Source organism: Methylobacillus draconifructus (assembly GCF_045984355.1).
Classification (GTDB): Bacteria; Pseudomonadota; Gammaproteobacteria; order Burkholderiales; family Methylophilaceae; genus Methylobacillus; species Methylobacillus flagellatus_A.
Window position 1 is genome coordinate 423,474 of record NZ_JBJQII010000001.1, and the last position, 24,961, is coordinate 448,434.

Here is a 24,961-nt window from a genome sequence, read left to right on the forward strand (position 1 = left end):
CGCCATACGCAAGCGAGCATTTTAAGGGAATCTGGCTTAACTGTCAGATATGGCTAACGCAATGACAGGCTTTCGTCCATGACTTTGGGAGTGATGAAGATCAGCAACTCGGTCTTGTCGCTTTGCTTGATGCGGCGCTTGAAGACGTTGCCAACAAACGGCAGGTCGCCGAAGAACGGCACCTTGTCCACGTCGTTACGCTCGGTCTGTTCATAGATACCGCCAAGCACGGCCGTTTCGCCGTTTGCCACCAGCACCTGGGTCTGCACACGCTGGGTATCGATGGAGGGCACCGTATTGAAGACTGTACCGACTCTATCTTTCTTCACCTCCAGGTCCATGATGATCTTCTCGTCCGGCGTAATTTGCGGCGTGACCTCCAGGCTCAGGGAGGCGTTCTTGAACTGCACCGCAGTAGCGCCGCTGCTGGTTGATTGCTGGTACGGGATCTGCGTACCCTGCTCGATGATGGCTTTTTGCTGGTTGGCCGTTGTCACACGCGGACTGGAAACGATCTTGCCGCGCTGGTCCGTTTCCAGCGCGGACAGTTCGAGGTTAAGCAGGAATCCTGCGGGCAGGCGGAACAAGCTGAAGGCAAAGTTACCGAAAGCATTCGCAACCGGAAGGTTGACGTTCAAGTCCTGCGCGCCATCGGCGCTGACACCCACGCCGACCGTGCCGGGAATGGAAGTGGTAGCCAAGGTGGAGGAGCCTACCCGGTTGGCGATGGTTTCAGTAATGACGCCCGTCGTCGGGTCTATGGTGCGCTGGGTGATGGTATTGCCCAATGTACCGCTGGAGCCGTAACGGGTATCCCCGCTCGCCTGCTGTTTCTGCACGCCGAAACGCGCGCCCAGGCTGCGGCCGAACTTCTCATCCGCAATAACCAGGCGCGACTCGATCATCACCTGCTTCACCGGGATATCGATCTTGTTGATGATGCTCTGGATTTCCTCCAGGTGCTTGACCGTATCCTGCACGAATACCGTATTGGTCCGTGCATCCACCACGGCGCTGCCGCGCTTGGACAGGATCTTTTGTTTGCTGTCGCTGATGATATTCTTGAAGTTCTCGGCCTTTTGATAGCGCAAGGTGAAGACTTCGGTACGCATCGGCTCCAGCTCTTCAATCTGCTGGCTGGCTTCCAGCAAGAGCTTTTCCTTGGCGGCCACTTCGTCAGAAGGCGCCACCCAGATCACATTGCCTGTCTTGCGCTGGGTCAGTCCTTTGCTGGACATGATGATGTCCAGCGCCTGATCCCAGGGTACGTCCTTGAGGCGCAAGGTCAGGTTGCCCGTCACGGTATCGCTGGTGACGATATTGAGGCCGGTGAAGTCGGCGATTACCTGCAATACCGAACGCACGTCGATATTCTGGAAATTCAGCGAAAGCTTCTCGCCCGCATAGCCTGGCTTGGAACCCTGCACCAGCTTGTTCGGGTCTTCCACGACAGGGCGGATATCGATGATGAAACGCTTGTCCGCCTGGTAGGCCGACTGTTCCCACAGCCCCTTGGGCTCGATGACCAGGCGGGTGTTATTCCCCTGCTTGATGGCATCGACATACAAGACCGGGGTATTGAAGTTGATGACATTGAGCCGGCGCTGCAGATTTTGCGGCAACTCGGTATTGTGAAAATCCACGACCACGGTCTTGCCCTGCTGGCGGATATCGATCCCGGCAGAGGCATCGGAAAGATCGACCACAATGCGGCCTTCGCCATTTTTGCCACGCATGAAATCAATATTGTTCAAGGTGTGGAATTTCTCCCCGGCCTTGGCTTCGGCAAAACGGGCAACGGTATTGCTATTGGCCGCACTCGCTTCATTCGCCTGCAGGATGATCGTGGTTTCACGCCCCTGGGTGGTGGCGTTGTATGCCACCATCTTGGCAAGGTTCAGCACGACGCGGGTACGGTCCCTGGCCTGCGCAAGGTTCACGCCCTTGAGCACGCCCTGCCCCGCCTGCACGCTATTCTTGCCGAGCCCGTTGCCTACCGCAGGAAAATCCAGTGCGATGCGCGAAGGGTTATTGAGAGTAAAACCGGCCGGCGGATTTGCCAACGGGGTGGTTGTCTGCACCTGTATCGCCACCCTGCCTCCCGACATGGCGACGAAGTCTATCTTCTCGATCTTGTTGGCAAACTCAGCCTGCTCCTCGGCCGCCTGCGCCAGCGGCACCAGCAGCAGAAAAACCAGCCCAGCGGCCCACTTTATAATATTCATGTGTTCACCCTCAATCCTGCAACTCAATACTGGAGACACGCTCTATCCAGTCGCCGCTTAACTCATCCTGTATGATTTCCTTGATCGTCACGCCGCCTTCGCTGATCTCGGTCACCATGCCAAAATTCTGCCCCATGTATCCGCCCACCTTGATTTGCTGAACCAGGTTATCCGGGGTCAGGATCAGGGCGTACTTCAATTTCTCCTTCGACAAGGAGCCAACAAACTTTAGGCTTTCCAGCGGAAAAGCCTCGAGCGGCTCGCGCGGCCGGTTCATGTTGGGTTGCAGGCTGCTGCGCGAACTGACGATCTTGCGCGCCTTGAACGGGTCGTTCAGCATGCCGTCGGCATTATAGGTCGCCGCGGTATACGGCTTGACCTCAGGCAACGGCTCTACCCGCGCATGCATGTCGTTGCCCGCTTCGCGGATAAAGCGGTCAAGGTCATCGCCTTGCCCGTCGCCGCATGCGCTCAGCAATAGGCACAGGCCGAGCATAAGAGTAGAGGCATATTGTCCGCGCTCACGCCAAATATTCATGCTCATTTGCGCACCTCTTTCTTTTCCGCCTGCTTCTTGCTGGCAATCTCGCTGGCATCCAGGTAACGGTAGGTGCGGGCCACCGCCTCGATGACCAGCCGACCGTCCTTGCTGTCCTTGCCTGCCGTATTGATCACGATGTCGTTCAAGGTGACGATGCGAGGCAGCCTCGCGATATCGCCTGCGAACTCGCCAAGGTCGTGATAGGAACCAGTCACCTTGATGGAAATCGGCATTTCGGCGTAGAAATCGGCAATGACTTCCTGGCCGGGCTTGAACAACTCAAACTCCAGCCCGCGCTCAAGGCCAGCCTGGTTAATATCGGTAAGCAGCCCATCCATCTGCGAGCGGTCGGGCAACTGCTTGACCAGCGCGCCGAACGTGCGCTCGATTTCCACCATTTGCTGCTTATAGGCTTCGAGGTTGATCGCCTGGCGCTTCTTGGCGAGGAAGGTTTCGCGCAACTCGTTTTCCTTCGCCCGCGCCTGCTCCAGTTCTTCCATCGCAGGGCTCCAGAAAAACCAATACCCAGCAATCACAATCACCACCAGCAGCAAGCCCAGCAAGACCCCTTTGACAGGCCAAGGCAGGCTGCCGGCATTCTTCAAGTCGATATTGTTGAAATCCTGCAGGTTCACAGTGCACCGCCCTTCTGTGCGCCTGCCACCTCATCCTCGGGTGATGGCGGCGCCTTGAGCTGCGCATTAACCGTAAAGTTATTCTGCCTGATGCCATTCACCGTCGCGGACTTGATTTCCACCAGGTTGGGGGATTGCAGCCACTCGGAACCCGAGAGGTTGCGCACCAGAGTAGCGACCCGGGCATTGGTATCCGCCACGCCCTCCAGCGTCACCAGGCGGCCTTGTTGCTTCAAGGCCTTGAGGTACATGCCCTCCGGCATCTGACGGCTGATTTCGTCCAGCATCATGACGGACTGGCTGCGGTTGACTTGCAGGTTTTCCACGATCTGCTTGCGGTCCAGTACGTTGCGGATCTGGGACTTGAGTTCCTTGATTTCCTCGATCTGCTTGTCGAGGTTGGCGCTGGCCGTTTCAAGCCGCGCATTGCGATTCACCTGCTCATCCAGCTTGCTGCCCAGGATGGTGCTGCCGAGGAACACGATGGCAACGCCGGCAGCCGCAGCGAATGCCAGCATGAGGTTGAATTCGCGCTGCCGTTCGGCGCGGCGGATCTGGCGGTGGGGGAGGAGGTTGATTCTGACCATTAGTCGAACCTCCGCAATGCCAGGCCGCAGGCGATCATCAACGCCGGCGCATCCGCAATCACTTGCAATTGTTTGAGGCGCGGATTGACGGACATATGGTTGAACGGATTGGCGATCAGGGTATTAGCCTGGGTTTTTTCCTGGATCAGCGCTGCCAGGCCTGGAATCGCGGCACACCCTCCTGCGAGCAGGATATGGTCCACTTTATTGTACTGGGTCGAGTTGGTGAACAATTGCAGGCTGCGCACCACCTCCTGCGCCAACGACTGCACGAAGGGCTGCAGCACCTCGCTCTCGTAGCTCTCCGGCAATCCGCCGTTACGTTTGGCAATCTCGGCTTCCTCGCTGGAAACGCCGAAGCGGCGCTGGATTTCCAGCGTCAGCTGGTTGCCGCCGAAGGCTTGTTCGCGGCTATGCACGAGTTGTCCGTCATGGAAGACGTGCACATGGGTCATGGCGCTTCCTACGTCCACCACCATGACGGTTTGTCCCTTGCCGGATTTCGGCAATTCGGTGGCCGCAAGCGCATAGGCCGCCTCGGTCGCGTAGGACTCGACATCGACAACCAGCACCTTGAGTCCCGCCCCTTCTGCCGCAGCGACCCTATCTTCGATCTTCTCCTTGCGCGAGGCGGCAATCAACACTTCGACTTCGTCGGCGCTGCTGGGTGCCGGGCCCAGCACCTGGAAATCAATGTTGACTTCATCAAGCGGGAAAGGGATGTATTGGTTGGCCTCGGCCTCGACCTGGAACTCCATATCCTCCTCGCGCATGCCGCCCTGCATGATGACTTTCTTGGTAATCACGGCAGTGGCCGGCAAAGCGAGGGCGACGCGTTTTTCGCGGGAAGCCAGCAGCTTCCAGGCGCGCTTGACCGCATCCGCCACCAGGTCGAGGCCGACGATATTGCCATCCACGACCGCATCCCTTGCCATGGAGGCAATGGCATAGCCCTGCAGGTGATAAGCTCCCTTGTTCCCCTGTGTCAGCTCGACCATCTTGACCGAACTGGAACTGATGTCCACGCCTATCAGAGGCGGTGTGCGCTCTGAGAAAAAGTCGAATTTCAAACGAAATTCCCTTTCCAATACGGTTATTTACAATTATTTCTAATAATTTACTTTAGATGCTAGCAACAAGCATCTGTGAAGTCAAAGCAGATTAATTGATTTTAAAATCACGGTAATGACACTTATAATAACGGCGTCTGTTACCAATACTGAACCCTAATCAATGCTCCCGAAAAAATGGTGGCAGTTCCTGATCCTCACCGGCATTATCCTGGGATTGGTGACAACTGCGCTGGTGGCACTGGCTGCCACATTGATCTATCCCGAACTCCCCTCCCTTGAAGCCTTGACCGACTACAAGCCCAAGGTCCCCATGCGCGTCTATTCCGAGGATGGACACCTGATAGGCGAATTCGGCGAGGAGCGCCGCGCCTTCATCGGCATCAACGAGACGCCGAAGGCATTGAAACAAGCCATTCTCGCCGCCGAAGACGAGCGCTTCTACCAGCATGGCGGCATCGATACGCTAGGCATCCTGCGCGCCGCCATCTCCAACGTGACTTCCGGCAGCTTCAAGGAAGGCGCCAGCACCATCACCATGCAGGTGGCCCGCAACTTCTTCCTTTCCAGCGAAAAGACCGCCACCCGCAAGCTCAGCGAGGCATTGCTCTCGATCAAGATAGAGCACAACCTGAGCAAGGACCAGATCCTGGAGCTTTACATCAACCAGATCTACCTGGGACATCGCTCGTATGGCTTCGCAGCCGCCTCGCAGGTCTACTATGGCAAGCCGCTGGACCAGCTCAGCATTGCGGAAGTGGCCATCCTGGCCGGCCTGCCCAAGGCCCCTTCACGCTACAATCCCTTCGCCAACCCCAAGCGCGCAGAAGCGCGCCAGCGCTACGTGCTGCGCCGCATGAAGGATTTGCACTTCATCGACCAGAAACAATACGAAGCAGCGCTGCAGGAGCCGCACCGCTTCCGCAAGTCGCGCAAGATGCGCGACCTCTCTGCGGACTATGTCGCGGAAATCGTGCGCCAGGCGATGTACGAGCGCTACAAGGATGACATCTACAGCAGCGGCCTCAAGATCTACACCACGATCCGCAAGAGCAACCAGGAAGCCGCCAATCGCGCCATCCTGCAGGGCATCATCGACTATGACCGCCGCCACGGCTACCGAGGCCCGGAAAAGACCGTCACGCCCGGCGCCAACGAGGCGGGCAGCGGCAACTGGCTGGATAACGCCATGGACGACCTGGAAAGCTTCCAGGGCATGATGCCTGCCGTCGTGACCAAGGTCACGCCTAAAGTGGTGAGCGTCTATGCCAAAGACGGCAACAATATCGAGATCAGCGGCGACGGATTGGCATTCGTGCAGAAGCAGCTTGCCGAGAAAGATGCGGCCAAACGCACCATCAAGCCAGGCGCCGTCATCCGCATCATGCGCCAGGGCGACAATTGGCACATCGTGCAACTGCCCCAGGCAGAAGCGGCCTTGGTGGCGATGGACCCAGAGACTGGCGCGGTCAAGGCCCTGGTCGGCGGCTTCGACTTCAACCGCAACAAGTTCAACCACGTGACGCAGGCATGGCGCCAGCCCGGCTCCAGCTTCAAGCCCTTCATCTATTCCGCATCGCTGGAGAAGGGCTTTACCCCGGCCAGCATGATAGAAGACGAGCCCATCTCGGTCTCGGCGCGGGAAACCGGCAGCGGCTCGGCTTGGGAGCCCAAGAACTACGACCGCAAGTACGAAGGCCCGATGCGCATGCGCACGGCTTTGACCAAGTCCAAGAACATGGTATCCATCCGCATCCTGGAAGGCATAGGCGTCAACTATGCGCAGGACTACATTACCCGCTTCGGCTTCTCGCCCAAGGACCATCCGCCTTACCTGGCGATGGCGCTGGGCGCCGGCTCGGTGACCGCATGGCAGATGGCCGGGGCCTACTCGGTGTTCGCCAACGGGGGATATCGCGTCAAGCCGTATATCATCGACAAGGTCGTCGACAGCCGCGGCAAGGTGCTGGAGCAATCCAAGCCGTTGCTGGCCGGCAAGGGCGCCGCGCGCGTGATTGACGGCCGCAACGCCTTTATCATGAACTCCATGCTGCAGGACGTGGTACGCCTGGGAACCGCCACACGCGCGCGCAGCCTGGGCCGCTCCGACCTGGCGGGTAAAACCGGCACCACCAACAACCAGATCGACGCCTGGTTCGCAGGCTACAGCCCGAAACATGTCGCAATCTCCTGGATGGGGTATGACAAGCCCAAATCGCTGGGCAGTCTGGAAACCGGCGGCAAGGCGGCGCTGCCGATCTGGATCGACTATATGAGCTCCGCCCTCAAGGGCGTGCCGGAAGTCGTGCCGGAATTGCCGGCCGGCGTCAGCGCCATCCGCATCGACCCGGCAACGGGCATGCAGGCGAAGGGGGATGGCGAAGGCGTCGTGGAATATTTCTATCATGAATTTCCGCCGCCCGAACCCGAGGAATCCATCTTCTCCATCATTCCCGGCTTCCCTATTCCCGGGCATGGCTCGCCCCCGCCTACGGAGAAGCAGGACAATACCCCGCCGAGGCCGGATCAACTGTTTTAGGAGCCTGCCCGTTCGTATTTTCTCGAGCGGGCGGCCAGCTTAATTTTCAGAAGGGCGTTTGCACCATGGCAAAAGACAGCAGCAATCGCCAATCCCAGTTGCGCCAGCTGATTGCGCAGCTGGCTGCCCGCATGATGGCGGAAGAGGGCATCTCCGATTACGCCCACGCCAAGCGCAAGGCAGGCCGCCAGCTTGGCGTCACCGACTCGCAATGCATGCCGACCAATAGCGAGATTGAAGAAGAAATCCGCGTTTATCACGAAATCTACAATAGCGACGACCAGCCCGAAGCATTGCTGCAACTACGCAAGGACGCATTGCTGGTCATGCAACTGCTGGAACGCTTCAACCCGCACCTGACCGGCGCGGTGCTGGACGGCACGGCAGGAAAATACGCAGAAACGCATATCCACCTGTTTGCGGATAGCTTGAAGGAAGTCGAGATATTCCTGCTCAACCAGCAAATCCCCTATGCCACGGATGAGAAATCCTACCGCATCAGCGAACGCCGCAGCATGGAGCGCAAGAAGGTGCCGGTGTTCACCCTGGAAGGCCCGCACGGGCTGATCAGGCTCAGCGTGTTCGAGGTCGATGACATGCGCATGCCGACAAAAAGCCCGGTCAATGGCAGCAACGCCAGCCGGGCCAATATCGAAGCGCTCGCCAGCCTGATACAGCAGAGCGAGTCCTTATCCTGAGATTTAAGCGGTATTAAAAGCGCCTAGTCGCTATGTATTCCTGATCAAGAACCGCTAACAAAAGCCGGCGCAGCGATTCTGGCTAGGCGCTCTGTCGCAGACAGTACAAACTATTACGGCAAGGCAGAGCAACGACGACAGAAGGGTTTTGTTAGCGGCGCTAAGCCTCGCGCAGCCAGCGGGCAATATCCATGGCGTAATAGGTCAGGATGCCGTCCGCCCCCGCGCGCTTGAAGCCCAGCATAGCCTCCAGCACTACCGCTTTCTCATCCAGCCAGCCATTCTGCACGGCGGCCTTGAGCATGGCGTATTCGCCGCTCACGTGATAGGCATAGGTCGGCACGCCGAATTCCTGCTTTACGCGGCGCACGATGTCGAGGTATGGCATGCCGGGCTTGACCATGACCATATCCGCGCCCTCCTCGAGGTCGAGCGCCACTTCGCGCAACGCTTCGTCCGAATTGCCGGGATCCATCTGGTAATTGTATTTATTGCCCTTGCCCAGGTTGGCGGATGAACCCACCGCGTCTCGGAAAGGACCATAGAAGGCGGAGGCGTATTTGGCCGAGTATGCCAAGATACGGGTATGGATGTGCCCGGCTTCTTCCAACGCATCGCGGATCGCGCCGATACGGCCGTCCATCATATCCGAGGGCGCCACCACGTCCGCGCCTGCCTGCGCATGGCAAAGCGCCTGCTTCACCAGGATCGCCACGGTCTCGTCGTTAAGCACATAGCCGGTATCGTCGATGACGCCGTCCTGCCCATGCGTGGTGTAAGGGTCGAGCGCGACATCGGTGATGACGCCCAGTTGCGGGTATGCCGCCTTGAGCGCACGCACGGTGCGCGGCACCAACCCGTCGGGATTCCATGCCTCATCCGCGGTCAGGCTCTTGTATTGCTGGTCTACAACGGGAAACAGCGCCAGCGCGGGAATGCCCAGCGCCACGCATTGCCCGGCAGTATCCAGCAGGCGGTCTATGCTTTGGCGTTGCACGCCGGGCATGGAAGCAACCTCTTCAATGCGGTTTTCCCCTTCCAGCACGAATACAGGGTAGATCAGGTCGTTGGCAGTGAGCACATGCTCACGCATCAACCGGCGCGAGAAATCGTCCCGCCGCATGCGGCGTGGGCGAATGGCAAGAAACTGGCGTGATGATGAGGTCATACGATTCCTTATGCGAATACCTTGGCCAACGCCAGACCGGGATCAGGCTGGCGCATGAACGCCTCGCCGACGAGGAAGGTATGCACCTCATGGCGGCGCATCAAGGCAACGTCCTCGGCAGTGAAGATGCCCGACTCGGTGACGACGGTCTTGCCTGCGGGGATACGGGGCAGCAGCGACAATGTCGTGTCCAGCGTCACCTCGAACGTGCGCAGGTTGCGGTTGTTGATGCCCAGCAACGGCGTCTCCAGTTGCAAGGCCTGCTCCAGCTCCTCGCCGTTGTGCACTTCCACCAGCACGCTCATGCCGAGCCGGTGGGCGATGTTTTCCAGCTCACGCATCTGGGACAGGTCAAGCGCTGCCGCGATCAGCAGGATGCAATCTGCGCCCATCGCGCGTGCCTCGAACACCTGGTAGGGGTCTATCATGAAGTCCTTGCGCAATACGGGAATATCGCAGGCGGCGCGCGCCGCCTCGAGATATTCGGCACTGCCCTGGAAGAACTGCTCGTCAGTCAATACGGAAAGACAGGCCGCGCCATGGCTGGCATAACTGGCGGCAATCTCGGCGGGCCGGAAATCTTCCCGGATCACGCCCTTGGAGGGGCTGGCCTTCTTGATTTCCGCAATCACGGCCGCCTTGCCTGCCGCGATCTTGTCCTGAATTGCGCTGAGGAATGAGCGCGGCGCAGGCTGGGCCAGGGCTTCCGCCTCGATCTCGGCTAGTGGCTTGCGTTGTTGCGCGGCATCGATTTCCGCCCGCTTCACTTCCAGAATTTTATTGAGTATGTCTGACATTGCCTTGCAATCGCTTTCGTTCACTCTAATCTATTGATACAGCCTGCCTTGATAGCGCAGCCATCCGCCCGCATGCTGGCCGCGAGGGTCATGATGGGTCCAATGTACGACACCGCCCTTGGCATTCCATTCATAAACACCGTTGAATTCCACGGCATCGCCAGCCCGGAGGCCATCCAGTCTGGGGGCAAGATCGATATTATGCGCCACCAGCACCGTCATGCCGTTATCCAGCTCAAGGATAAAGCGCTGGTGACGCGATCCGTCATTATCGTCCGGCATCACCTTGCTCACGACGCCAGCGGATTGTATTGCCACGGCATGCTCACGCTGGCTGAACGCCTGCGCTATGCGCCGGTTTGCCGCAGCATGGGATGCTGCCGGTATCGCCTGCACCTCGGCAGCGGGAACAGCATGCGGTCCAGGCTGCGTGAAATGGAAAAAGGTATAGGCGACTGCAATGGCAGCCACCAGCCATAAGAGCCTGTTCACGATCTTTTCATAGGGCGCGTTGCCCCGGCGGTGTAGTCGATGCAAGGCGCAAACCGAAGCCGTGCTGATTGCCCGGCGAGGATTTGCAACGCGGCAGCGGCTGCGCTGCCGGGACAACCCGAAGGGCATGAACAGGCTCTCATGCCGCCTGGCTCAGCGCCTTGAGCTGCTGCAGCTTGTTCAATGCCGCACCGGAATCCAGCGAATCGGCAGCCCGCGCTATGCCGTCCTGCAAGTCGCCTGCAATGCCCGACACGTAAATGGCGGCGCCCGCGTTCAACAGGACGATGTCGCGCGCCGGGCCATGCACACCTGACAGCACGCCCAGGATAATCTCGCTGGACTGCTGGGCGTTTTCCACATGGATGCTGTCGATGTCGTGCAAAGGCATGCCGAACTGGGCAGGATTGAGCGTATATTCATTCACCTCGCCATGCTTGAGCTCGGCAACGTAGGTATCCGCGGAAAAGGAAATTTCATCCATCTCGTCCGCGCTGTGCACCACCATCACATGCTCGCTGCCGAGCTTCTGTAACGTATGCGCCAACAGGCTGACCAAGTCGCGGTGGAACACCCCCATCACCTGGCGCTTGGCCCCTGCCGGATTGGTCATCGGCCCCAGCAGATTGAACATGGTGCGCACGCCGAGCTCGCGCCGTACCGGCGCTGCATATTTCATCGCCGCATGGTGGTTGGGAGCGAACATGAAGCCTATCCCTGCCTCGTTCACGCAACGTGCCACCTGCTCGGGCGTCAGGCTGATATTGACGCCGAGCGCCTCCAGCACATCAGCGGAGCCGCTCTTGGAGGAAGCCGCGCGCCCGCCGTGCTTGGCGATACGCGCACCCGCCCCGGCAGCCACGAAGGCCGACGCCGTGGAGACGTTGAACGCCTTGTTGGGCGCGCCGCCGGTACCGCAGGTATCGATCAAGTGGCTGCCGTCTTCTACCTGCACCTTGCTGGAAAGCTCGCGCATCACTTGCGCCGCTGCCGCGATCTCCGTGACGGTCTCGCCCTTGACGCGCAAGCCGGCAAGGAAGCCGGCAATCTGTATCGGGGTGAAGGCGCCGCCCATGATCTGCTGCATCACGTCCAGCATTTCCTCATGCGTGAAATCGGCATGGTCGATCAGCCTTTGCAAGGCAATCTTGGGGGTAATGCTCATCAATACGCTTTCAGGAAATTGTTCAGCAGCTCGTGTCCGTACTGGGTAAGAATGGATTCGGGGTGGAATTGCACGCCCTCGATCGGCAATGTCTTATGACGCACGCCCATGATCTCGCCGTCTTCGGTCCAGGCGGTAATTTCCAGGCAATCCGGCATCGACTCGCGCTCGATCACCAGCGAGTGATAGCGCGTCGCCGTGTAGGGATTGGGCAAGCCCTTGAACACGCCAAGGTCGGCATGGTGGATTTCAGAAGTCTTGCCGTGCATGAGCTGCTTGGCGTGAACGATCTTGCCGCCGAATGCCTGGCCTATGCTCTGGTGGCCCAGGCAAACGCCCAGTATGGGAATCTTGCCTGCGAACTCGTGGATCAGCGGCACGGAAATGCCAGCCTCGTTAGGCGTGCAGGGGCCTGGCGAAATGACGATATGCCTGGGGTTGAGCGCAGCCACGCCAGCCAAGTCAATCTCATCGTTGCGGTACACCTGCACATCCTGTCCAAGCTCGCCAAGATACTGTACGAGGTTGTAGGTAAATGAATCATAGTTATCGAGCATCAACAGCATAATGTGCATCCTTCATCTTGCACCCGGGCGAACCTGTTATTGTGGGCGCAATTCATCATAAAAAAAAGTCCTTCTCCTGCGCCAGTTGCTCAAAATCCTGGATCAGCATGGGCCTGGCAAACAGATATCCCTGGAAGAACTGGCAACCATAGCTTTGCAGCAATTCAAACTGCACCTCGGTCTCTACGCCTTCTGCAATCACCTTCAGTCCAAGCGAATTGCTCATCGCAAGTATCGCCTGCACAATCGCCGCATCGCTGGCATCCTCGGCAATGTCACGCACGAATGACCGGTCAATCTTGACTTGGCTAAGCGGCAAGCGCTTTAAGTAGGCCAAAGAAGAATATCCCGTGCCAAAATCATCCATGGAGAAACGCACCCCGAGCTCCCGCAAGGCGTTCATTTTGGCAACCGCATCCGCTATATTGTCCAGCACCACGCTCTCTGTCAGCTCCAGCTTGAGCAGGCTTGGGTCAGCCCCTGTGCTTTGCAGGATTTTCCTGACTTCATCGACGAAATCAACCTGGCGGAACTGACGCGCGCTCACATTCACCGCCAGCTGCAAGCCATCGAACCCCGGACGGCCCTCCCAGGCCTTGAGCTGCAGGCAGGCGTTGTATAGCACCCAATGGCCTATCGACACGATCAGCCCGCTATCCTCGGCAATGCCGACGAACTCCTTGGGCGAAAGCAGCCCATGCTCCGGATGTTGCCATCGCAACAAGATTTCTGCACTAAAGACCTTGCGCTCGGTATCCACCTGCACCTGGCAAAACAGCCTGAGCTGCTTCTGTACGATCGCCAGGCGCAGCTGCAACTCCATATCTACCCGTCTCTCCAGGGCCGCCTGCATGGCGGGATCGAAGAAACGCAGGGTATTGCGTCCAGCCGCCTTGGCTTCGTACATGGCGGTATCGGACCGTTTGAGCAGTTCCTCCATGGTAACGAAATTGCCATTGAACAGGACAATGCCGATGCTGGATGAATTGTGGTGCTCGATCTCTCCCAACTCGTACGGATGATTGATGATTTCCAAGACCTTTTGCGCGACCTGCCTGGTTTGCGCGATAGCCTGCTCCAGGTTGAGGCTCAGGTCCTCCAGCACGATCACGAATTCGTCGCCGCCGAGACGGGCTACCGTATCCTCATTGCGGACGCACTGACGCAGGCGGCGCGCCACTTCCACCAGCAACAGGTCGCCGACATCATGTCCGCGCGAATCATTGAGCGCCTTGAAATTATCCAGGTCGATAAACAACACCGCGCCATGCTTGCCATGCCTGACGCTTGCCGCAATCGCCTGTTGCAACCTGTCCAGCAGCAGGCGGCGGTTCGGCAAAGTGGTCAGCGCGTCGTAGAAAGCCAGGTTGCGGATCTCGGACTCGACCTTGCGTCGCTCAGTCAGATCGCGGAAGAACCCCGTCAAGAGCGGCACGCCCTGCTCCTTGAGCGAGGTGATGGTCAGCTCGACCGGGAACTCGGTGCCGTCAGCACGCAAGGCGCTCAACTCCAGCCTGCGGTCAAGCATCTTGCTGACGCCAGAAGTCAGGTAGCGCTGGTGGCCCTGCCTGTGCGCCTCGCGCATCGCGGGCGGAATCAAGGTATCCGCCAGCATCTTGCCCAGCACGTCTTCGCGGCGGTAGCCGAACATGACCTCTGCCGCATGATTGAATTCCACCAGCCTGCCTTGTTCGTCAATGCTGACAATCCCGTCCTGGGCATTCTCGATCACCGCCCTGAACTTGGTCTCGCTGTTGCGCAATGCCTTTTCGGTCACCTCGCGCGAGGATTGCAGTGCGGCAATCAGCATGCCGACGATGGAAAGCGTACTCATCAACACCCATAGCGCCCATACCGGCTGGTATCCAGGATGCTCCAGTCCTACCTGATAATCAACCCGAGCCGATGCCATCGCCACTATGGACAAGGCCAGCACAACGACGGAAGCGCCGGTGATGCCCATGCGCATAGAGACCAGTACCACCAGCGGCAAGACCAGGAAAGCAAACCACATGTATTGATCTGCATAATCCGGTGCCAACTGGAAGATCGCCCACTCCACCGCCACCGCGACCACAGCCAGCAAGCTGAAACGCGCGCGCCGCTGCCAGAAACTCTGTATCTCCGCCCAGGTGACGTTCAACAACAAAGGCAGCAGCAGCAACACACCAAGCACGTTGACGATCCAGCCAAACAGCAAGGCCGGCAGCACGCTTTCCAGACTTACCAATTGTGCCTGGCGCAGGATGGCCACGTTAACCACGGTACATACCAGCATCCCCACGGCAACGCCCAGGATCATGATGGGAATGTCGCGAATCCGGTCCAGTGCGTGATGGAACCCGCTGAGCCGCAATATCCATGCGGCGAAGGCATAGGTCATGGTGCTGGCTATTGACAGCGCGGCAATCAGGAGCGCATTGGCGGAAACAGGGTCGTAAGTCGTGAGAGCCAGTGCCAGTTGCGCCCCCAGAATGGCAGGCCAATACGCCATTCCCCAGCGGAGCAAGGCAGCTACCGCCACACCTCCGGACAACCAGACAAGGTTAGCTTGCAAGACGGAGAACGGCAGCACTTTGCCCAGCATGCCAACAGCAAAACACCCGAGTGCCAGAATGATAAGCCGGAGCAAAATCCGGCTGTTTGCTGCCGCCATGCCTACTCCTTGTTATCGAGCCCTGCCTGTACGATCTCCGCTGCGCGCAATACCGCACGCGCCTTGTTCTGGGTTTCCACCCACTCGTTTTCCGGTACGGAATCGGCGACGATGCCGGCGCCGGCCTGGGAATACAACATGCCATCCTTGATCACGCCGGTGCGGATGGCAATGGCGAGGTCCATGTCGCCATTGAAGCCGAGGTAGCCGACGGCGCCGCCATAAATACCACGCTTGCTCGGTTCCAACTCATCGATGATTTCCATGGCGCGCACCTTGGGCGCGCCGCTCAGCGTGCCGGCGGGAAAAGTCGCCTTGAGCACGTCGATGGCATGCAAGCCAGGCTTCAGTCTGCCTTCGACATTCGAGACGATATGCATGACGTGCGAATAACGCTCGATCACCATCTTGTCCGTCACCGCCACGCTGCCCACTTGCGCCACACGGCCGACATCGTTGCGCCCCAGGTCCATCAGCTGTACGTGCTCGGCAATTTCCTTGGGATCAGCCAGCAACTCTTCCGCCAGCGCGACATCTTCCTCGCGGGTCTTGCCGCGAGGGCGCGTGCCGGCAATCGGCCGCGAGGTCACCGTGTCTTCCTCCAGGCGCACCAGGATTTCCGGGGAAGCGCCGACGACATGGTGGTCTCCCATGTCGTAATAGAACATGTAGGGCGAGGGATTGAGACTGCGCAAGGCACGGTAGAGCGACAAGGGCGGCGCCGTGAAAGGCTTGGCCATGCGCTGAGACAGCACCACCTGCATGATGTCGCCATCAAAAATGTACTGCTTGGACTTGGCCACCGCCTCCTTGAAGCTCGCCTCGCCGAACTCCGAATGCGCCTCGGTGGCCGGCATGGCGGCGGCATGGGGAATAGCCACCGGCTGGCGCAAGCGCTGCACCAATGCATTGAGGCGCTGTATGCCCTTGGAGTAAGCTTCTGCAATTGCCGGGTCGGCATACACGATGAAATACAGCTTGCCGGAAAGGTTGTCCACCACCGCAATCTCTTCCGATACCATGAGCAGAATATCCGGCACGCCGAGCGCATCCTGTTTGGCGTTGCCCGCCAGGCGGCGCTCGATATAGCGGATGGTGTCGTAGCCGAAGTATCCCGCCAGGCCGCCGGTAAAGCGCGGCAGTCCCTGATAGGGAGGGATGCGGAACCTGGCCTGGTAGGCCTGGATGAAATCCAGCGGATTCACATCCTGCGCCTCTTCGATCACCGTGTCGCGGTCCAGCACCTTGACCGCCTGGCCGCGCGCCTCTATGCGCACATGGGCAGGCAGGCCGATGATGGAGTAGCGGCCGAAGCGTTCTCCGCCCTGCACCGACTCAAGCAGGTAGGAATAGGGCTGGTTAGCGAGTTTCAGGTAAAGTGAAAGCGGAGTATCGAGATCGGCGAATGTCTCGATGACCAGGGGAATACGGTTATAACCCTGGCTCGCCAGGGCATCAAACTCCTGTTGACTGATGGTTTGCAGCATAAAAACTCCCGAATCCTGATGATTTTCTAATTGAGTGGCACCTATGCATCTTCATGGGTAGCGGTAGCTACTTCAGCGCCACCATCGCCAGCTGCTGCGATAGCTCAGGATTCGGGTGTTCATCTGCATGCCGCCTATACTTTGGCCAGCTCGGCGCGCAATGCGCTGATGACAGTGTCGTAACGGTTGGGATCGGTATCCTTGCCTGCGCCGAACACGGCAGAGCCTGCCACGAACGTATCGGCACCAGCGCGGGCGATATCGGCAATATTGGCAGGGTTCACGCCGCCGTCGATTTCCAGCCAGATTTCACGGCCGGTCTTCTCAGTGTAGGCATCGATACGCGCCCTCGCTTCGCGCAGCTTGTCCAGCGTGCCGGGAATGAACTTCTGGCCGCCGAAGCCGGGGTTCACGGACATCAGCAACACCATGTCGACCTTATCCATGACGTAGTCCAGGTAGGACAGCGGGGTTGCCGGATTGAACACCAGGCCGGACTTACAGCCCTGGTCGCGGATCAGGGACAGGCTGCGGTCGATATGGTCGGAAGCTTCCGGGTGGAAGGTGATGATGTTGGCGCCCGCCTTGGCGAAATCGGGGATGATGCGGTCAACCGGCTTCACCATCAGGTGCACGTCGATGATGGCGTCGGTCACCGGGCGAATCGCCTCGCAGACCAATGGGCCGATGGTCAGGTTGGGAACATAATGGTTGTCCATCACGTCAAAGTGGACAATATCCGCGCCGGAAGTGATCACGTCGGTGATTTCCTGGCCCAGCTTGGCGAAGTTGGCGGAAAGGATACTAGGGGCAATTCTGAATGGTTTGGCCATGATATTGAGGTTGTATAGCGTAAAAAATGCTTATTTTAACTGAAAATGTGTCAACGCACCCGGCCTCAGCAACGCTTATTGCAAAATCCATACTGGAATCAGGTTTATACTTAGGATACGAGGCGCTTCAGCACCATGGCGACAGGAAAATTCGGGCACCAATATTTCGCCCGCTAATGAACAGCTTCATTCAATGCCGTCAAATGAGAGTATGATAGCGGCCTGCCGGGCATGCAATGCATCAGCTTAATTGCTTGAAATTGTTGCTCAAGTTGCCGCGATACAGGAAAATTGCAGGATGCATTTATTTACAGTCGGCGTTAATCACACGACCGCACCAGTTTCCATACGTGAGAACGTCGCTTTCCAGAACGAGCATCTCGGCGGCGCGCTGCGCGACCTGAACTCTTACGGCATCCGCGAAGCCGCCATCCTGTCTACCTGCAACCGCACCGAACTCTATTGCAACACCGACAACCCGCAAAAAGCCCTGGAATGGCTGGCGGGTTACCATCAGCTGCAACCGCAGGCCATTGCTCCCTACATGTATACCCTGCCCCAGGAAGACGCCGTCAAGCACGCCTTCCGCGTGGCCTCAGGACTCGACTCCATGGTGCTGGGCGAAGCCCAGATCCTGGGCCAGATGAAGCAGGCAGTCCGCATTGCAGAAAACGCCGGCACGCTGGGCACCCTGCTGCACAAGCTGTTCCAGCGCACCTTCTCGGTTGCCAAGGAAGTGCGTACTAACACCAATATCGGCGCCAATTCGGTTTCGCTGGCCGCCGCCAGCACCCGTCTTGCGCAGCGCATTTTCGGCGCGCTCAACAACCAGCACGTGCTGTTCATTGGCGCAGGCGAGATGATAGAGCTCTGCGCCGAGCACTTTGCCGCCCATAGGCCTTTATCGCTGACGGTGGCCAACCGCACGCTGGAGCGCGGCCAGGAGCTCGCTGCCAGCATCGGCGGCAACAGCATGCTGCTGGCCGACCTGCCAGACCGCCTGGCGGAATTCGACATCGTCATCACTTCCACCGCCAGCCAATTGCCCATCGTGGGCCTGGGCATGGTGGAACGCGCGATCCGCAACCGCAAGCACAAGCCCATGTTCATGGTGGACCTGGCGGTCCCGCGCGATATCGAACCGGAAGCGGGCGAACTCGACGACGTGTTCCTTTACACCGTGGACGACCTCGCGCAAGTGGTGCAGGAAGGCCTGGAGAACAGGCAGGAAGCCGCCGCAGAAGCCGAGGCCATCATCGACATGCGCGTGGACAATTTCATGCAGTGGCTGAAAACCCGCAGCGCGGTGCCGACCATCCGCGCATTGCGCGAGCAGGCAGAGCGCCACCGCCTGAGCGAGCTGGAAAAAGCGCGCAAACTGCTGGCCCGCGGGGACGACCCGGCGCAGGTGCTGGACGCATTGAGCAACGCGCTTACCAACAAGCTGCTGCACGGGCCCAGCCACGCGCTCAACAATGTCAGCGGCGAAGACCGCGACCAACTTGAAGCCATGCTGCGCCAGCTGTACCAGATTCACCATTAATCCAACCCTGACATTCAACCTTTAGTGTTCCAATTTTCCCAGCAATGAAACCTTCAATGATTAAAAAGCTCGCCACCTTGAGCGAGCGCCTGGACGAACTGAACCGCCTGCTGTCGAGCGAGGATGCGACCAACGACATCGACAACTACCGCAAGATCACGCGCGAGCATGCCGAGATCACGCCTATCGTCGAGCAGTTCCGCGCCTACGAGCAAGCCGGCAACGACATCAAGGAAGCCCAAGCCATGCTCTCCGACCCGGAGATGAAGGAGTTCGCCCAGGAAGAGCTCGAAGCCGGCAAGCAGAGGCTTGAGGATATTGCCGAGGAGCTGCAAAAACTCCTGCTGCCCAAGGACCCCAACGACGAACGCAACATCTTCCTGGAAATCCGCGCCGGCACCGGCGGCGATGAATCCGCCCTGTTCGCGGGCGACCTGTTCCGCATGTATTCACGCTACGCGGAACGCCAGCGCTGGAAAGTCGAGATCGTATCCGCCAGCGAGTCCGAAGTGGGCGGCTACAAGGAAATCATCGCCAAGATCGAGGGGCTCGGCGCATACTCCAGGCTCAAGTTCGAGTCGGGCGGCCACCGCGTGCAACGTGTACCGGAAACCGAGACCCAGGGCCGCATCCACACCTCAGCCTGTACCGTGGCGGTATTGCCGGAAGTGGACGAGGTCAGCGACGTCACCATCAACCCGGCGGACATCCGTATCGACACTTTCCGCGCCTCGGGCGCGGGCGGACAGCACATCAACAAGACCGATTCCGCAGTCCGCATCACCCACTTCCCCACCGGCATCGTAGTGGAATGCCAGGACGGCCGCAGCCAGCACTCCAACAAGGCCCAGGCGATGCAAGTGCTTGCCGCGCGCATCAAGGCCAAGCAAGTGGACGAACAGCAAAGCAAGATCGCGAGCGAGCGCCGCAGCCTGATCGGTTCCGGCGACCGCAGTGAGCGCATACGTACCTACAACTATCCGCAAGGCCGCATCACCGACCACCGCATCAACCTGACGCTGTACAAGATCGACGCCATCACCGAAGGCGACATGGACGAACTGATCAATGCCCTGGCGGCAGAACACCAGGCCGACCTGCTCGCCACCCTGGGCGAGGACGCCTGATTTCATGGCCGCCAGTCTACGTACTATTGCCCTGTTTGAGGCCAGCAAGGGGGTATTGGTATTGGGTGCATCGCTCGCCTTGTTCCGCTTCATCAACACGGACTGGCAGGCGTATGCGGAAACCCTGGTTCGCCACTTGCACCTCAACCCTGCCAACCATTACCCGCGCATCCTGTTGCACTGGGCCGGCAATATCACCGAGCCCAGGCTGATGGCCTTGGCATTCGGCGCCATATTCTATGCCGCCGTCCGCCTGCTGGAAGCCTACGGCTTATGGCTGGGCCGGCACTGGGCCGTTATCCTCGGCATGGCAAGCGCAGGCCTTTACCTGCCCTTCGAGATACTGGAATTGCTCGCGCATTTCAGCTGGCTTGGGTTCGGAGTGTTTGCCGCCAATATAGTGATCGTGGCCATTCTCTGGCGCCATCATCGCTAGCCAGCCCAGCCATGGCCAAGCTCAAGAGCCTCATCTCCTGCGCCGCCAACCGCCTGCAGCAAGCCAGCGGCCTGGACCAGACTGAGGCGCGCATTGAAATCCGCGCCCTCATGCAGCACAGCCTGGGCGGTGTAAACCATGCCTGGCTGATTGCGCATGGCGACGACACGGTGACAGACGCGCTTCGCGTCCGGTTTGAATCCCTGCTTGCCCGGCGCATCCAGGGCGAGCCCGTTGCCCACATCCTGGGCCGGCGCGAATTCTACGGCCGCGATTTCGCGGTAACGCCAGACACCCTGATCCCGCGGCCCGATACCGAAATCTTGGTGGAAACCGCCCTTGACCGCATCCCGCCTGACCAGGCATGCGAGATTCTCGACATGGGCACCGGCACGGGGGCGATCGGCATTACGCTGGCGCTCGAACGGCCGCACGACAAGGTCACAATACTGGATTATTCGGAAGCCGCCCTCGCGATTGCCAGGGAGAACGCCCGACAATTATCCGCTCACAATGTCGCAGCGCTGCACAGCGACTGGTTCAGCGCCGTGCAAGGCCAGCGCTTCGACCTCATCGTCAGCAATCCGCCCTATGTCGAAGCAGACGATCCGCACCTGCAGCAAGGCGACCTGCGCTTCGAACCCATCACGGCACTGGCATCGGGCATGGATGGCCTGGACGACATCCGCAGGATTATTGCCCATGCGCCTATGCACTTGAAATCTTCAGGCTGGCTCATCATCGAGCACGGTTACAACCAAGGCGAAGCCGTACGATCGATTTTCAGCGGGCACCATTTTGCCAATGTACACACCGTGCAGGACCTTGCCGGGCATGACCGCGTGACGCTTGGCCAGCTAACCTGACAACTCTTTTTCAAGCCTTGCGCTTGCGCAGGCTGATCATCATCACCCCGACCAGCACCAGCGCCGACCCCAACAACTGGATCAGCGACAATTGCTCGCCGAGGAAGACATATGCCAGGTAAATCGTCGCCACCGGCCCAAGCGCGCCTATCATCGATGTCTGCATCGAGCCTATCCGCTTCATGGCGGCCGCCAAGGCAAATGCCGGCAACACGGTGGAAAAAAGCGCCATATTGACCGTCAAGACGTAAACCCGGCCTGATTGTCGCAACGCATCCAATGGATGCGTCAGCAGGAACTGGACTATGCAGGCCAGGCAAGCCACCGTCATTGCATAGGCCGTGAAACGCATGGCCCCGATGCGGGCAATGGTATGCCCGGCTCCGACCAGGTAGACCGCATAGGCGAACGCGCTGGCAAACACCAGGCTGCCGCCCAGGAACAGGCCATCGCCATTCAGGCTGAAATCATGCACGAACACCAGCACAATGCCGGCATAGCTCAGCAAGAGCGCAACCATCACCGTCCTGCCGATACGCTCGCGGAACACCAGCGCGCTGATGAGCACCACCATGGTCGGGTAGAGGAACAGGATCAGGCGCTCCAGCCCGGCGCTGATGTATTGCAGGCCGAGAAAGTCCAGGAAGCTGGCAAGATAATATCCGACGAAGCCCAGGACCAGCACCGCAAGCCAATCGCGCCGCTGCATCTCCGCTGCTTTTTCCTGTCCGTAAAACATGGCAACGATGAAGAACGGCACCGAAAATGCCATGCGCAAGGCCAGCAGCGTCACCGCATCGACAGGCTCGACATAGGCTAGCTTGACGAAAATCGCCTTGGCGGAAAAGCCAATCGCCGACACCAGCGCAAACAACACGCCCAACGCCTGCTGCCGCGAGGAAAAGAATTTTGCAAGAAACGGATGCATAAGGAAAACCAGAAGAACCTGTACCAATCATCTAAAAACACAGGCCTTATCACGGAAAGACAGCAACAACGGGACAAGGCCCGCATCGCCATCTGAAGATCAACAACTCAATGTAATGATCCGACGCGCCGGGCAATGGCAGGCAGCCGCCACAGTCGCAGAATCAGCAGAAGATTGAAGGCATTCATGATGCTTGCTACTTTAGGCGACGGCAGAGCTGCTGTCTACAGCGCATTGCCGGCAGCCATCAGGTAATGCTGCTTCAGGCGCATGTAATGCTGGGCCGAATACATGAAATGGGCGATTTCCTTTTCCGTCAGCGGCCTGATCTTTTTCGCCGGGCTGCCCAGGTAGAGGAATCCGCTTTCCAGCACCTTGCCTTCCGGCACCAAGCTGCCTGCGCCGAGCAATACGTGCTTCTGTACGACAACCTTGTCCATGACGATGCTGCCCATGCCGATCAGGCATTCGTCCTCCAGCGTGCAACCATGCAGGATCACCTTGTGCCCCACCGTCACATTGGAACCCACGACCAAGGGGCAGCCCTCCGGCTCCCAGCTGGATTTATGGCTGACATGCAGGATGGAGCCGTCCTGGATATTGCTGCCCTCGCCGATGCGGATATGGTTGACGTCGCCGCGAACCACGGTGCCCGGCCATACCGAGGCATGGTCGCCCAACGCCACATCCCCAATGATCACGGCAGAAGGATGGATGTAAACTTCCCTCCCGATTTGCGGCGAGATGCCCTGATAAGCGGCAAGCACAGAACCCGCTTGCGGGGTATGATAGGCTGACATAAGCCATAGTATAATCCCATCCATGCAAGATTCTTCATCCGTCGGCATCGTCGCCCCGCAAACCGCCCATTTCCAGCAACCGCTCACCCTGAAAAGCGGCGAAGCGCTACCCGCATTCGACATCGTCTACGAAACCTACGGCACACTGAACAGCAGCAAATCCAATGCCGTGCTGATCTGCCACGCGCTGTCAGGCAACCATCATGCAGCAGGCAAGCACAAGGAAGACGACAAGCACCCCGGCTGGTGGGATAACCTCATCGGCCCCGGCCGGCCGCTGGATACCAACAAGTTCTTCGTCATTGCGCTCAACAACCTGGGCGGATGCCACGGCAGCACCGGCCCGGCCAGCATCAACCCGGCCACCGGCAAGCCATGGGGCTCGAAATTTCCCATGCTGACGGTAGAGGACTGGGTCAAGTCGCAAGCCCTGCTGCTCGACCAGCTCGGCATTACGCAGCTGGCCGCCGTCGTCGGCGGCAGCCTGGGCGGGATGCAAGCCATGCAATGGACGCTGGATTTCCCCGAGCGCGTACGCCATGCGCTGGTAATCGCCTCCGCCCCCAACCTCACGGCGCAGAACGTGGCTTTCAACGAGGTCGCGCGCCAGGCCATCATGACCGATCCGGAATTCCATAACGGCGATTATTACGAACACAACGCGGTGCCCAATCGCGGCCTGCGCATTGCACGCATGCTCGGCCACATCACCTATCTTTCCGATGATGCCATGGGCGCGAAATTCGGCCGCAAGCTACGCAATGGCAGCCTGAAGTACAACTTCGAGGTGGAGTTCGAAATGGAATCCTACCTGCGCTACCAGGGTGACAAGTTTGCCACCGCGTTCGACGCCAACAGCTACCTTCGCATGACCAAGGCGCTCGATTACTTCGACCCGGCCTTTGCGCATGGCGGCGACCTCAGCCTGGCGCTCGCCAAGGCCAAGGCGGACTTCCTGGTCGTGTCGTTCACCAGTGACTGGCGCTTCTCGCCTGCCCGTTCGCGCGAGATCGTCAAGGCCCTGCTGGACAACGAATTGAGCGTCAGCTATGCGGAAGTCACCGCCGCGCACGGACACGATGCATTCCTGATGCCCGACCCGCATTACCACCAGATTCTGCGCGCCTATCTCGCCAAAATCGATACAGGAGCCAGCTCATGAGTACAACGGAAATTGTGAGAGAAGCAGAAAACCGCCATGACTTTGCGTTAATCGCAAAATGGATACAGCCCCAGTCCAAGGTACTGGACCTGGGTTGCGGCAACGGCTCCCTATTGTCCTTCCTGCGCGAGAAGCTTGAAGTCAAGGGCTACGGCGTGGACAAGGACGACAATAACGTGCTCGCCTGCATCGGGCATGGCGTGAATGTGATCCAGATGGACCTTGAAGCCGGACTGGCGGGCTTTGACTCCCTGTCGTTCGACTACGTCATCCTATCCCAGACCCTGCAGGCCATGGTCAACACCGAGGGCGTGCTGCGCGAAATGCTGCGCGTGGGCAAGCAGGGCATCATCACCTTCCCCAATTTCGGCTACTGGCGCCACCGCATCCAGCTCATGGCGGGACATATGCCGGTGTCGGACAACATCCCGCACCAATGGTACAACACGCCCAACCTCCACCTGTGCACCATCGACGACTTCGAGGCGTTGTGCGCCAAGATGAATATCCGCATCACCGACCGCATCGTCATCAACGAAGGCGATACCGTCAGCTTCATGCCCAACCTGCTGGGCAGCCTGGCCATCTACCGTTTTGAACAGGCTGGCTGGCCGATTAGTTATTGAATCCCAATCCTGAG

The 24,961-nt window shown here is 59.0% G+C and carries 23 protein-coding genes; 8 read left to right on the forward strand and 15 right to left on the reverse strand.

Annotation, left to right across the window (positions count from 1 at the left end; all coding sequences use genetic code 11):
* Positions 1–53: 53 nt before the first annotated feature.
* From ACJSDX_RS02000 to ACJSDX_RS02020, 5 genes are read right to left on the reverse strand one after another with little or no spacing between them, the layout of a single operon-like run.
* Positions 54–2,225 (reverse strand): type IV pilus secretin PilQ, encoded by a 2,172-nt coding sequence (locus tag ACJSDX_RS02000; RefSeq protein ID WP_309565704.1) that lies wholly within the window; start codon positions 2,223–2,225, stop codon positions 54–56.
* A 10-nt stretch (positions 2,226–2,235) separates the two neighbouring features.
* On the reverse strand, positions 2,236–2,769 hold the full coding sequence (locus ACJSDX_RS02005) for a pilus assembly protein PilP (RefSeq protein WP_405029506.1): 534 nt from the start codon (positions 2,767–2,769) through the stop codon (positions 2,236–2,238).
* Entirely contained in the window at positions 2,766–3,401 is a 636-nt protein-coding gene (locus ACJSDX_RS02010) for a type IV pilus inner membrane component PilO (protein ID WP_407993258.1), read from the reverse strand. Before ACJSDX_RS02010 ends, ACJSDX_RS02005 begins: the two co-directional genes overlap by 4 nt.
* Positions 3,398–3,988: a PilN domain-containing protein gene (locus ACJSDX_RS02015; RefSeq protein ID WP_407993259.1), complete on the reverse strand. Its 591-nt coding sequence runs from the start codon at positions 3,986–3,988 to the stop codon at positions 3,398–3,400. The genes ACJSDX_RS02010 and ACJSDX_RS02015 overlap by 4 nt, the downstream gene beginning before the upstream one ends.
* Positions 3,988–5,058, reverse strand: coding sequence for a pilus assembly protein PilM (locus tag ACJSDX_RS02020; RefSeq protein ID WP_407993260.1), 1,071 nt, complete (start codon positions 5,056–5,058; stop codon positions 3,988–3,990). The genes ACJSDX_RS02015 and ACJSDX_RS02020 overlap by 1 nt, the downstream gene beginning before the upstream one ends.
* A gap of 163 nt (positions 5,059–5,221) precedes the next feature.
* On the opposite strand from ACJSDX_RS02020, the gene ACJSDX_RS02025 reads away from it, so the two are divergent.
* Positions 5,222–7,597: a penicillin-binding protein 1A gene (locus ACJSDX_RS02025; protein ID WP_407993261.1), complete on the forward strand. Its 2,376-nt coding sequence runs from the start codon at positions 5,222–5,224 to the stop codon at positions 7,595–7,597.
* A gap of 65 nt (positions 7,598–7,662) precedes the next feature.
* Positions 7,663–8,295, forward strand: coding sequence for a hypothetical protein (locus tag ACJSDX_RS02030; protein ID WP_407993262.1), 633 nt, complete (start codon positions 7,663–7,665; stop codon positions 8,293–8,295).
* A gap of 160 nt (positions 8,296–8,455) precedes the next feature.
* Here the strand turns inward: ACJSDX_RS02030 and hemB are convergent, their stop codons facing one another.
* The 8 genes from hemB to rpe all read right to left on the reverse strand — a co-directional run bounded on the left by hemB (position 8,456) and on the right by rpe (position 17,459).
* A complete protein-coding gene (gene hemB, locus ACJSDX_RS02035; RefSeq protein ID WP_407993263.1) occupies positions 8,456–9,463 on the reverse strand; it encodes a porphobilinogen synthase in 1,008 nt (335 codons plus the stop codon).
* An 8-nt stretch (positions 9,464–9,471) separates the two neighbouring features.
* The gene (trpC, locus tag ACJSDX_RS02040; RefSeq protein ID WP_407993264.1) at positions 9,472–10,260 is read right to left on the reverse strand and encodes an indole-3-glycerol phosphate synthase TrpC; all 789 of its coding nucleotides are present in this window, start codon (positions 10,258–10,260) and stop codon (positions 9,472–9,474) included.
* Between the two features lie 30 nt (positions 10,261–10,290).
* A complete protein-coding gene (locus ACJSDX_RS02045; RefSeq protein ID WP_407993265.1) occupies positions 10,291–10,752 on the reverse strand; it encodes a DUF3465 domain-containing protein in 462 nt (153 codons plus the stop codon).
* A 139-nt stretch (positions 10,753–10,891) separates the two neighbouring features.
* The gene (gene trpD, locus ACJSDX_RS02050) at positions 10,892–11,917 is read right to left on the reverse strand and encodes an anthranilate phosphoribosyltransferase (RefSeq protein WP_407993266.1); all 1,026 of its coding nucleotides are present in this window, start codon (positions 11,915–11,917) and stop codon (positions 10,892–10,894) included.
* On the reverse strand, positions 11,917–12,483 hold the full coding sequence (locus ACJSDX_RS02055; RefSeq protein WP_309565714.1) for an aminodeoxychorismate/anthranilate synthase component II: 567 nt from the start codon (positions 12,481–12,483) through the stop codon (positions 11,917–11,919). The genes trpD and ACJSDX_RS02055 overlap by 1 nt, the downstream gene beginning before the upstream one ends.
* Before the next feature lie 55 nt (positions 12,484–12,538).
* Positions 12,539–15,139 carry a bifunctional diguanylate cyclase/phosphodiesterase gene (locus tag ACJSDX_RS02060; RefSeq protein WP_407993267.1) on the reverse strand — a complete coding sequence of 867 codons (2,601 nt, stop codon included), beginning with the start codon at positions 15,137–15,139 and terminating at the stop codon, positions 12,539–12,541.
* Between the two features lie 2 nt (positions 15,140–15,141).
* Positions 15,142–16,626: an anthranilate synthase component I gene (gene trpE, locus ACJSDX_RS02065; protein WP_407993268.1), complete on the reverse strand. Its 1,485-nt coding sequence runs from the start codon at positions 16,624–16,626 to the stop codon at positions 15,142–15,144.
* Positions 16,627–16,760: 134 nt separating this feature from the next.
* Positions 16,761–17,459 (reverse strand): ribulose-phosphate 3-epimerase, encoded by a 699-nt coding sequence (gene rpe / locus ACJSDX_RS02070; RefSeq protein ID WP_309565717.1) that lies wholly within the window; start codon positions 17,457–17,459, stop codon positions 16,761–16,763.
* A gap of 298 nt (positions 17,460–17,757) precedes the next feature.
* Between rpe and hemA the strand changes: the two genes are divergently transcribed.
* Genes hemA through prmC form a run of 4 tightly spaced genes read left to right on the forward strand, consistent with a single transcriptional unit; the run spans position 17,758 to position 21,431 of the window.
* On the forward strand, positions 17,758–19,002 hold the full coding sequence (gene hemA / locus ACJSDX_RS02075; RefSeq protein ID WP_407993269.1) for a glutamyl-tRNA reductase: 1,245 nt from the start codon (positions 17,758–17,760) through the stop codon (positions 19,000–19,002).
* Positions 19,003–19,046: 44 nt separating this feature from the next.
* Positions 19,047–20,129, forward strand: coding sequence for a peptide chain release factor 1 (gene prfA / locus ACJSDX_RS02080; RefSeq protein WP_407993270.1), 1,083 nt, complete (start codon positions 19,047–19,049; stop codon positions 20,127–20,129).
* Positions 20,130–20,133: 4 nt separating this feature from the next.
* Complete coding sequence (locus tag ACJSDX_RS02085; protein ID WP_407993271.1) at positions 20,134–20,565, forward strand: DUF2127 domain-containing protein; 432 nt, start codon at positions 20,134–20,136, stop codon at positions 20,563–20,565.
* A gap of 11 nt (positions 20,566–20,576) precedes the next feature.
* Positions 20,577–21,431, forward strand: a complete 855-nt coding sequence (gene prmC, locus ACJSDX_RS02090; protein ID WP_407993272.1) for a peptide chain release factor N(5)-glutamine methyltransferase — start codon at positions 20,577–20,579, stop codon at positions 21,429–21,431.
* A gap of 10 nt (positions 21,432–21,441) precedes the next feature.
* On the opposite strand, the gene ACJSDX_RS02095 is transcribed toward prmC, so the two are convergent.
* Positions 21,442–22,359 carry a DMT family transporter gene (locus ACJSDX_RS02095; RefSeq protein ID WP_407993273.1) on the reverse strand — a complete coding sequence of 306 codons (918 nt, stop codon included), beginning with the start codon at positions 22,357–22,359 and terminating at the stop codon, positions 21,442–21,444.
* A 224-nt stretch (positions 22,360–22,583) separates the two neighbouring features.
* Positions 22,584–23,159 (reverse strand): gamma carbonic anhydrase family protein, encoded by a 576-nt coding sequence (locus tag ACJSDX_RS02100; RefSeq protein WP_407993274.1) that lies wholly within the window; start codon positions 23,157–23,159, stop codon positions 22,584–22,586.
* Between the two features lie 22 nt (positions 23,160–23,181).
* On the opposite strand from ACJSDX_RS02100, the gene metX reads away from it, so the two are divergent.
* The gene (metX, locus tag ACJSDX_RS02105) at positions 23,182–24,321 is read left to right on the forward strand and encodes a homoserine O-succinyltransferase MetX (protein ID WP_407993275.1); all 1,140 of its coding nucleotides are present in this window, start codon (positions 23,182–23,184) and stop codon (positions 24,319–24,321) included.
* Positions 24,318–24,947: a methionine biosynthesis protein MetW gene (metW, locus tag ACJSDX_RS02110; protein WP_309565725.1), complete on the forward strand. Its 630-nt coding sequence runs from the start codon at positions 24,318–24,320 to the stop codon at positions 24,945–24,947. Before metX ends, metW begins: the two co-directional genes overlap by 4 nt.
* The last annotated feature ends 14 nt before the right edge of the window (positions 24,948–24,961 follow it).

What these genes read in the sequence shown, in the direction of transcription:
- ACJSDX_RS02000 (WP_309565704.1), bottom strand. Translation starts at nt 2,225, where the DNA reads ATGAATATTATAAAGTGGGCCGCTGGGCTGGTTTTTCTGCTGCTGGTG.
- ACJSDX_RS02005 (WP_405029506.1), bottom strand. Translation starts at nt 2,769, where the DNA reads ATGAGCATGAATATTTGGCGTGAGCGCGGACAATATGCCTCTACTCTT.
- ACJSDX_RS02015 (WP_407993259.1), bottom strand. Translation starts at nt 3,988, where the DNA reads ATGGTCAGAATCAACCTCCTCCCCCACCGCCAGATCCGCCGCGCCGAA.
- ACJSDX_RS02025 (WP_407993261.1), top strand. Translation starts at nt 5,222, where the DNA reads ATGCTCCCGAAAAAATGGTGGCAGTTCCTGATCCTCACCGGCATTATC.
- ACJSDX_RS02030 (WP_407993262.1), top strand. Translation starts at nt 7,663, where the DNA reads ATGGCAAAAGACAGCAGCAATCGCCAATCCCAGTTGCGCCAGCTGATT.
- hemB (WP_407993263.1), bottom strand. Translation starts at nt 9,463, where the DNA reads ATGACCTCATCATCACGCCAGTTTCTTGCCATTCGCCCACGCCGCATG.
- trpC (WP_407993264.1), bottom strand. Translation starts at nt 10,260, where the DNA reads ATGTCAGACATACTCAATAAAATTCTGGAAGTGAAGCGGGCGGAAATC.
- trpD (WP_407993266.1), bottom strand. Translation starts at nt 11,917, where the DNA reads ATGAGCATTACCCCCAAGATTGCCTTGCAAAGGCTGATCGACCATGCC.
- ACJSDX_RS02055 (WP_309565714.1), bottom strand. Translation starts at nt 12,483, where the DNA reads ATGCTGTTGATGCTCGATAACTATGATTCATTTACCTACAACCTCGTA.
- ACJSDX_RS02060 (WP_407993267.1), bottom strand. Translation starts at nt 15,139, where the DNA reads ATGGCGGCAGCAAACAGCCGGATTTTGCTCCGGCTTATCATTCTGGCA.
- trpE (WP_407993268.1), bottom strand. Translation starts at nt 16,626, where the DNA reads ATGCTGCAAACCATCAGTCAACAGGAGTTTGATGCCCTGGCGAGCCAG.
- rpe (WP_309565717.1), bottom strand. Translation starts at nt 17,459, where the DNA reads ATGGCCAAACCATTCAGAATTGCCCCTAGTATCCTTTCCGCCAACTTC.
- hemA (WP_407993269.1), top strand. Translation starts at nt 17,758, where the DNA reads ATGCATTTATTTACAGTCGGCGTTAATCACACGACCGCACCAGTTTCC.
- prfA (WP_407993270.1), top strand. Translation starts at nt 19,047, where the DNA reads ATGAAACCTTCAATGATTAAAAAGCTCGCCACCTTGAGCGAGCGCCTG.
- ACJSDX_RS02085 (WP_407993271.1), top strand. Translation starts at nt 20,134, where the DNA reads ATGGCCGCCAGTCTACGTACTATTGCCCTGTTTGAGGCCAGCAAGGGG.
- prmC (WP_407993272.1), top strand. Translation starts at nt 20,577, where the DNA reads ATGGCCAAGCTCAAGAGCCTCATCTCCTGCGCCGCCAACCGCCTGCAG.
- ACJSDX_RS02095 (WP_407993273.1), bottom strand. Translation starts at nt 22,359, where the DNA reads ATGCATCCGTTTCTTGCAAAATTCTTTTCCTCGCGGCAGCAGGCGTTG.
- ACJSDX_RS02100 (WP_407993274.1), bottom strand. Translation starts at nt 23,159, where the DNA reads ATGTCAGCCTATCATACCCCGCAAGCGGGTTCTGTGCTTGCCGCTTAT.
- metX (WP_407993275.1), top strand. Translation starts at nt 23,182, where the DNA reads ATGCAAGATTCTTCATCCGTCGGCATCGTCGCCCCGCAAACCGCCCAT.
- metW (WP_309565725.1), top strand. Translation starts at nt 24,318, where the DNA reads ATGAGTACAACGGAAATTGTGAGAGAAGCAGAAAACCGCCATGACTTT.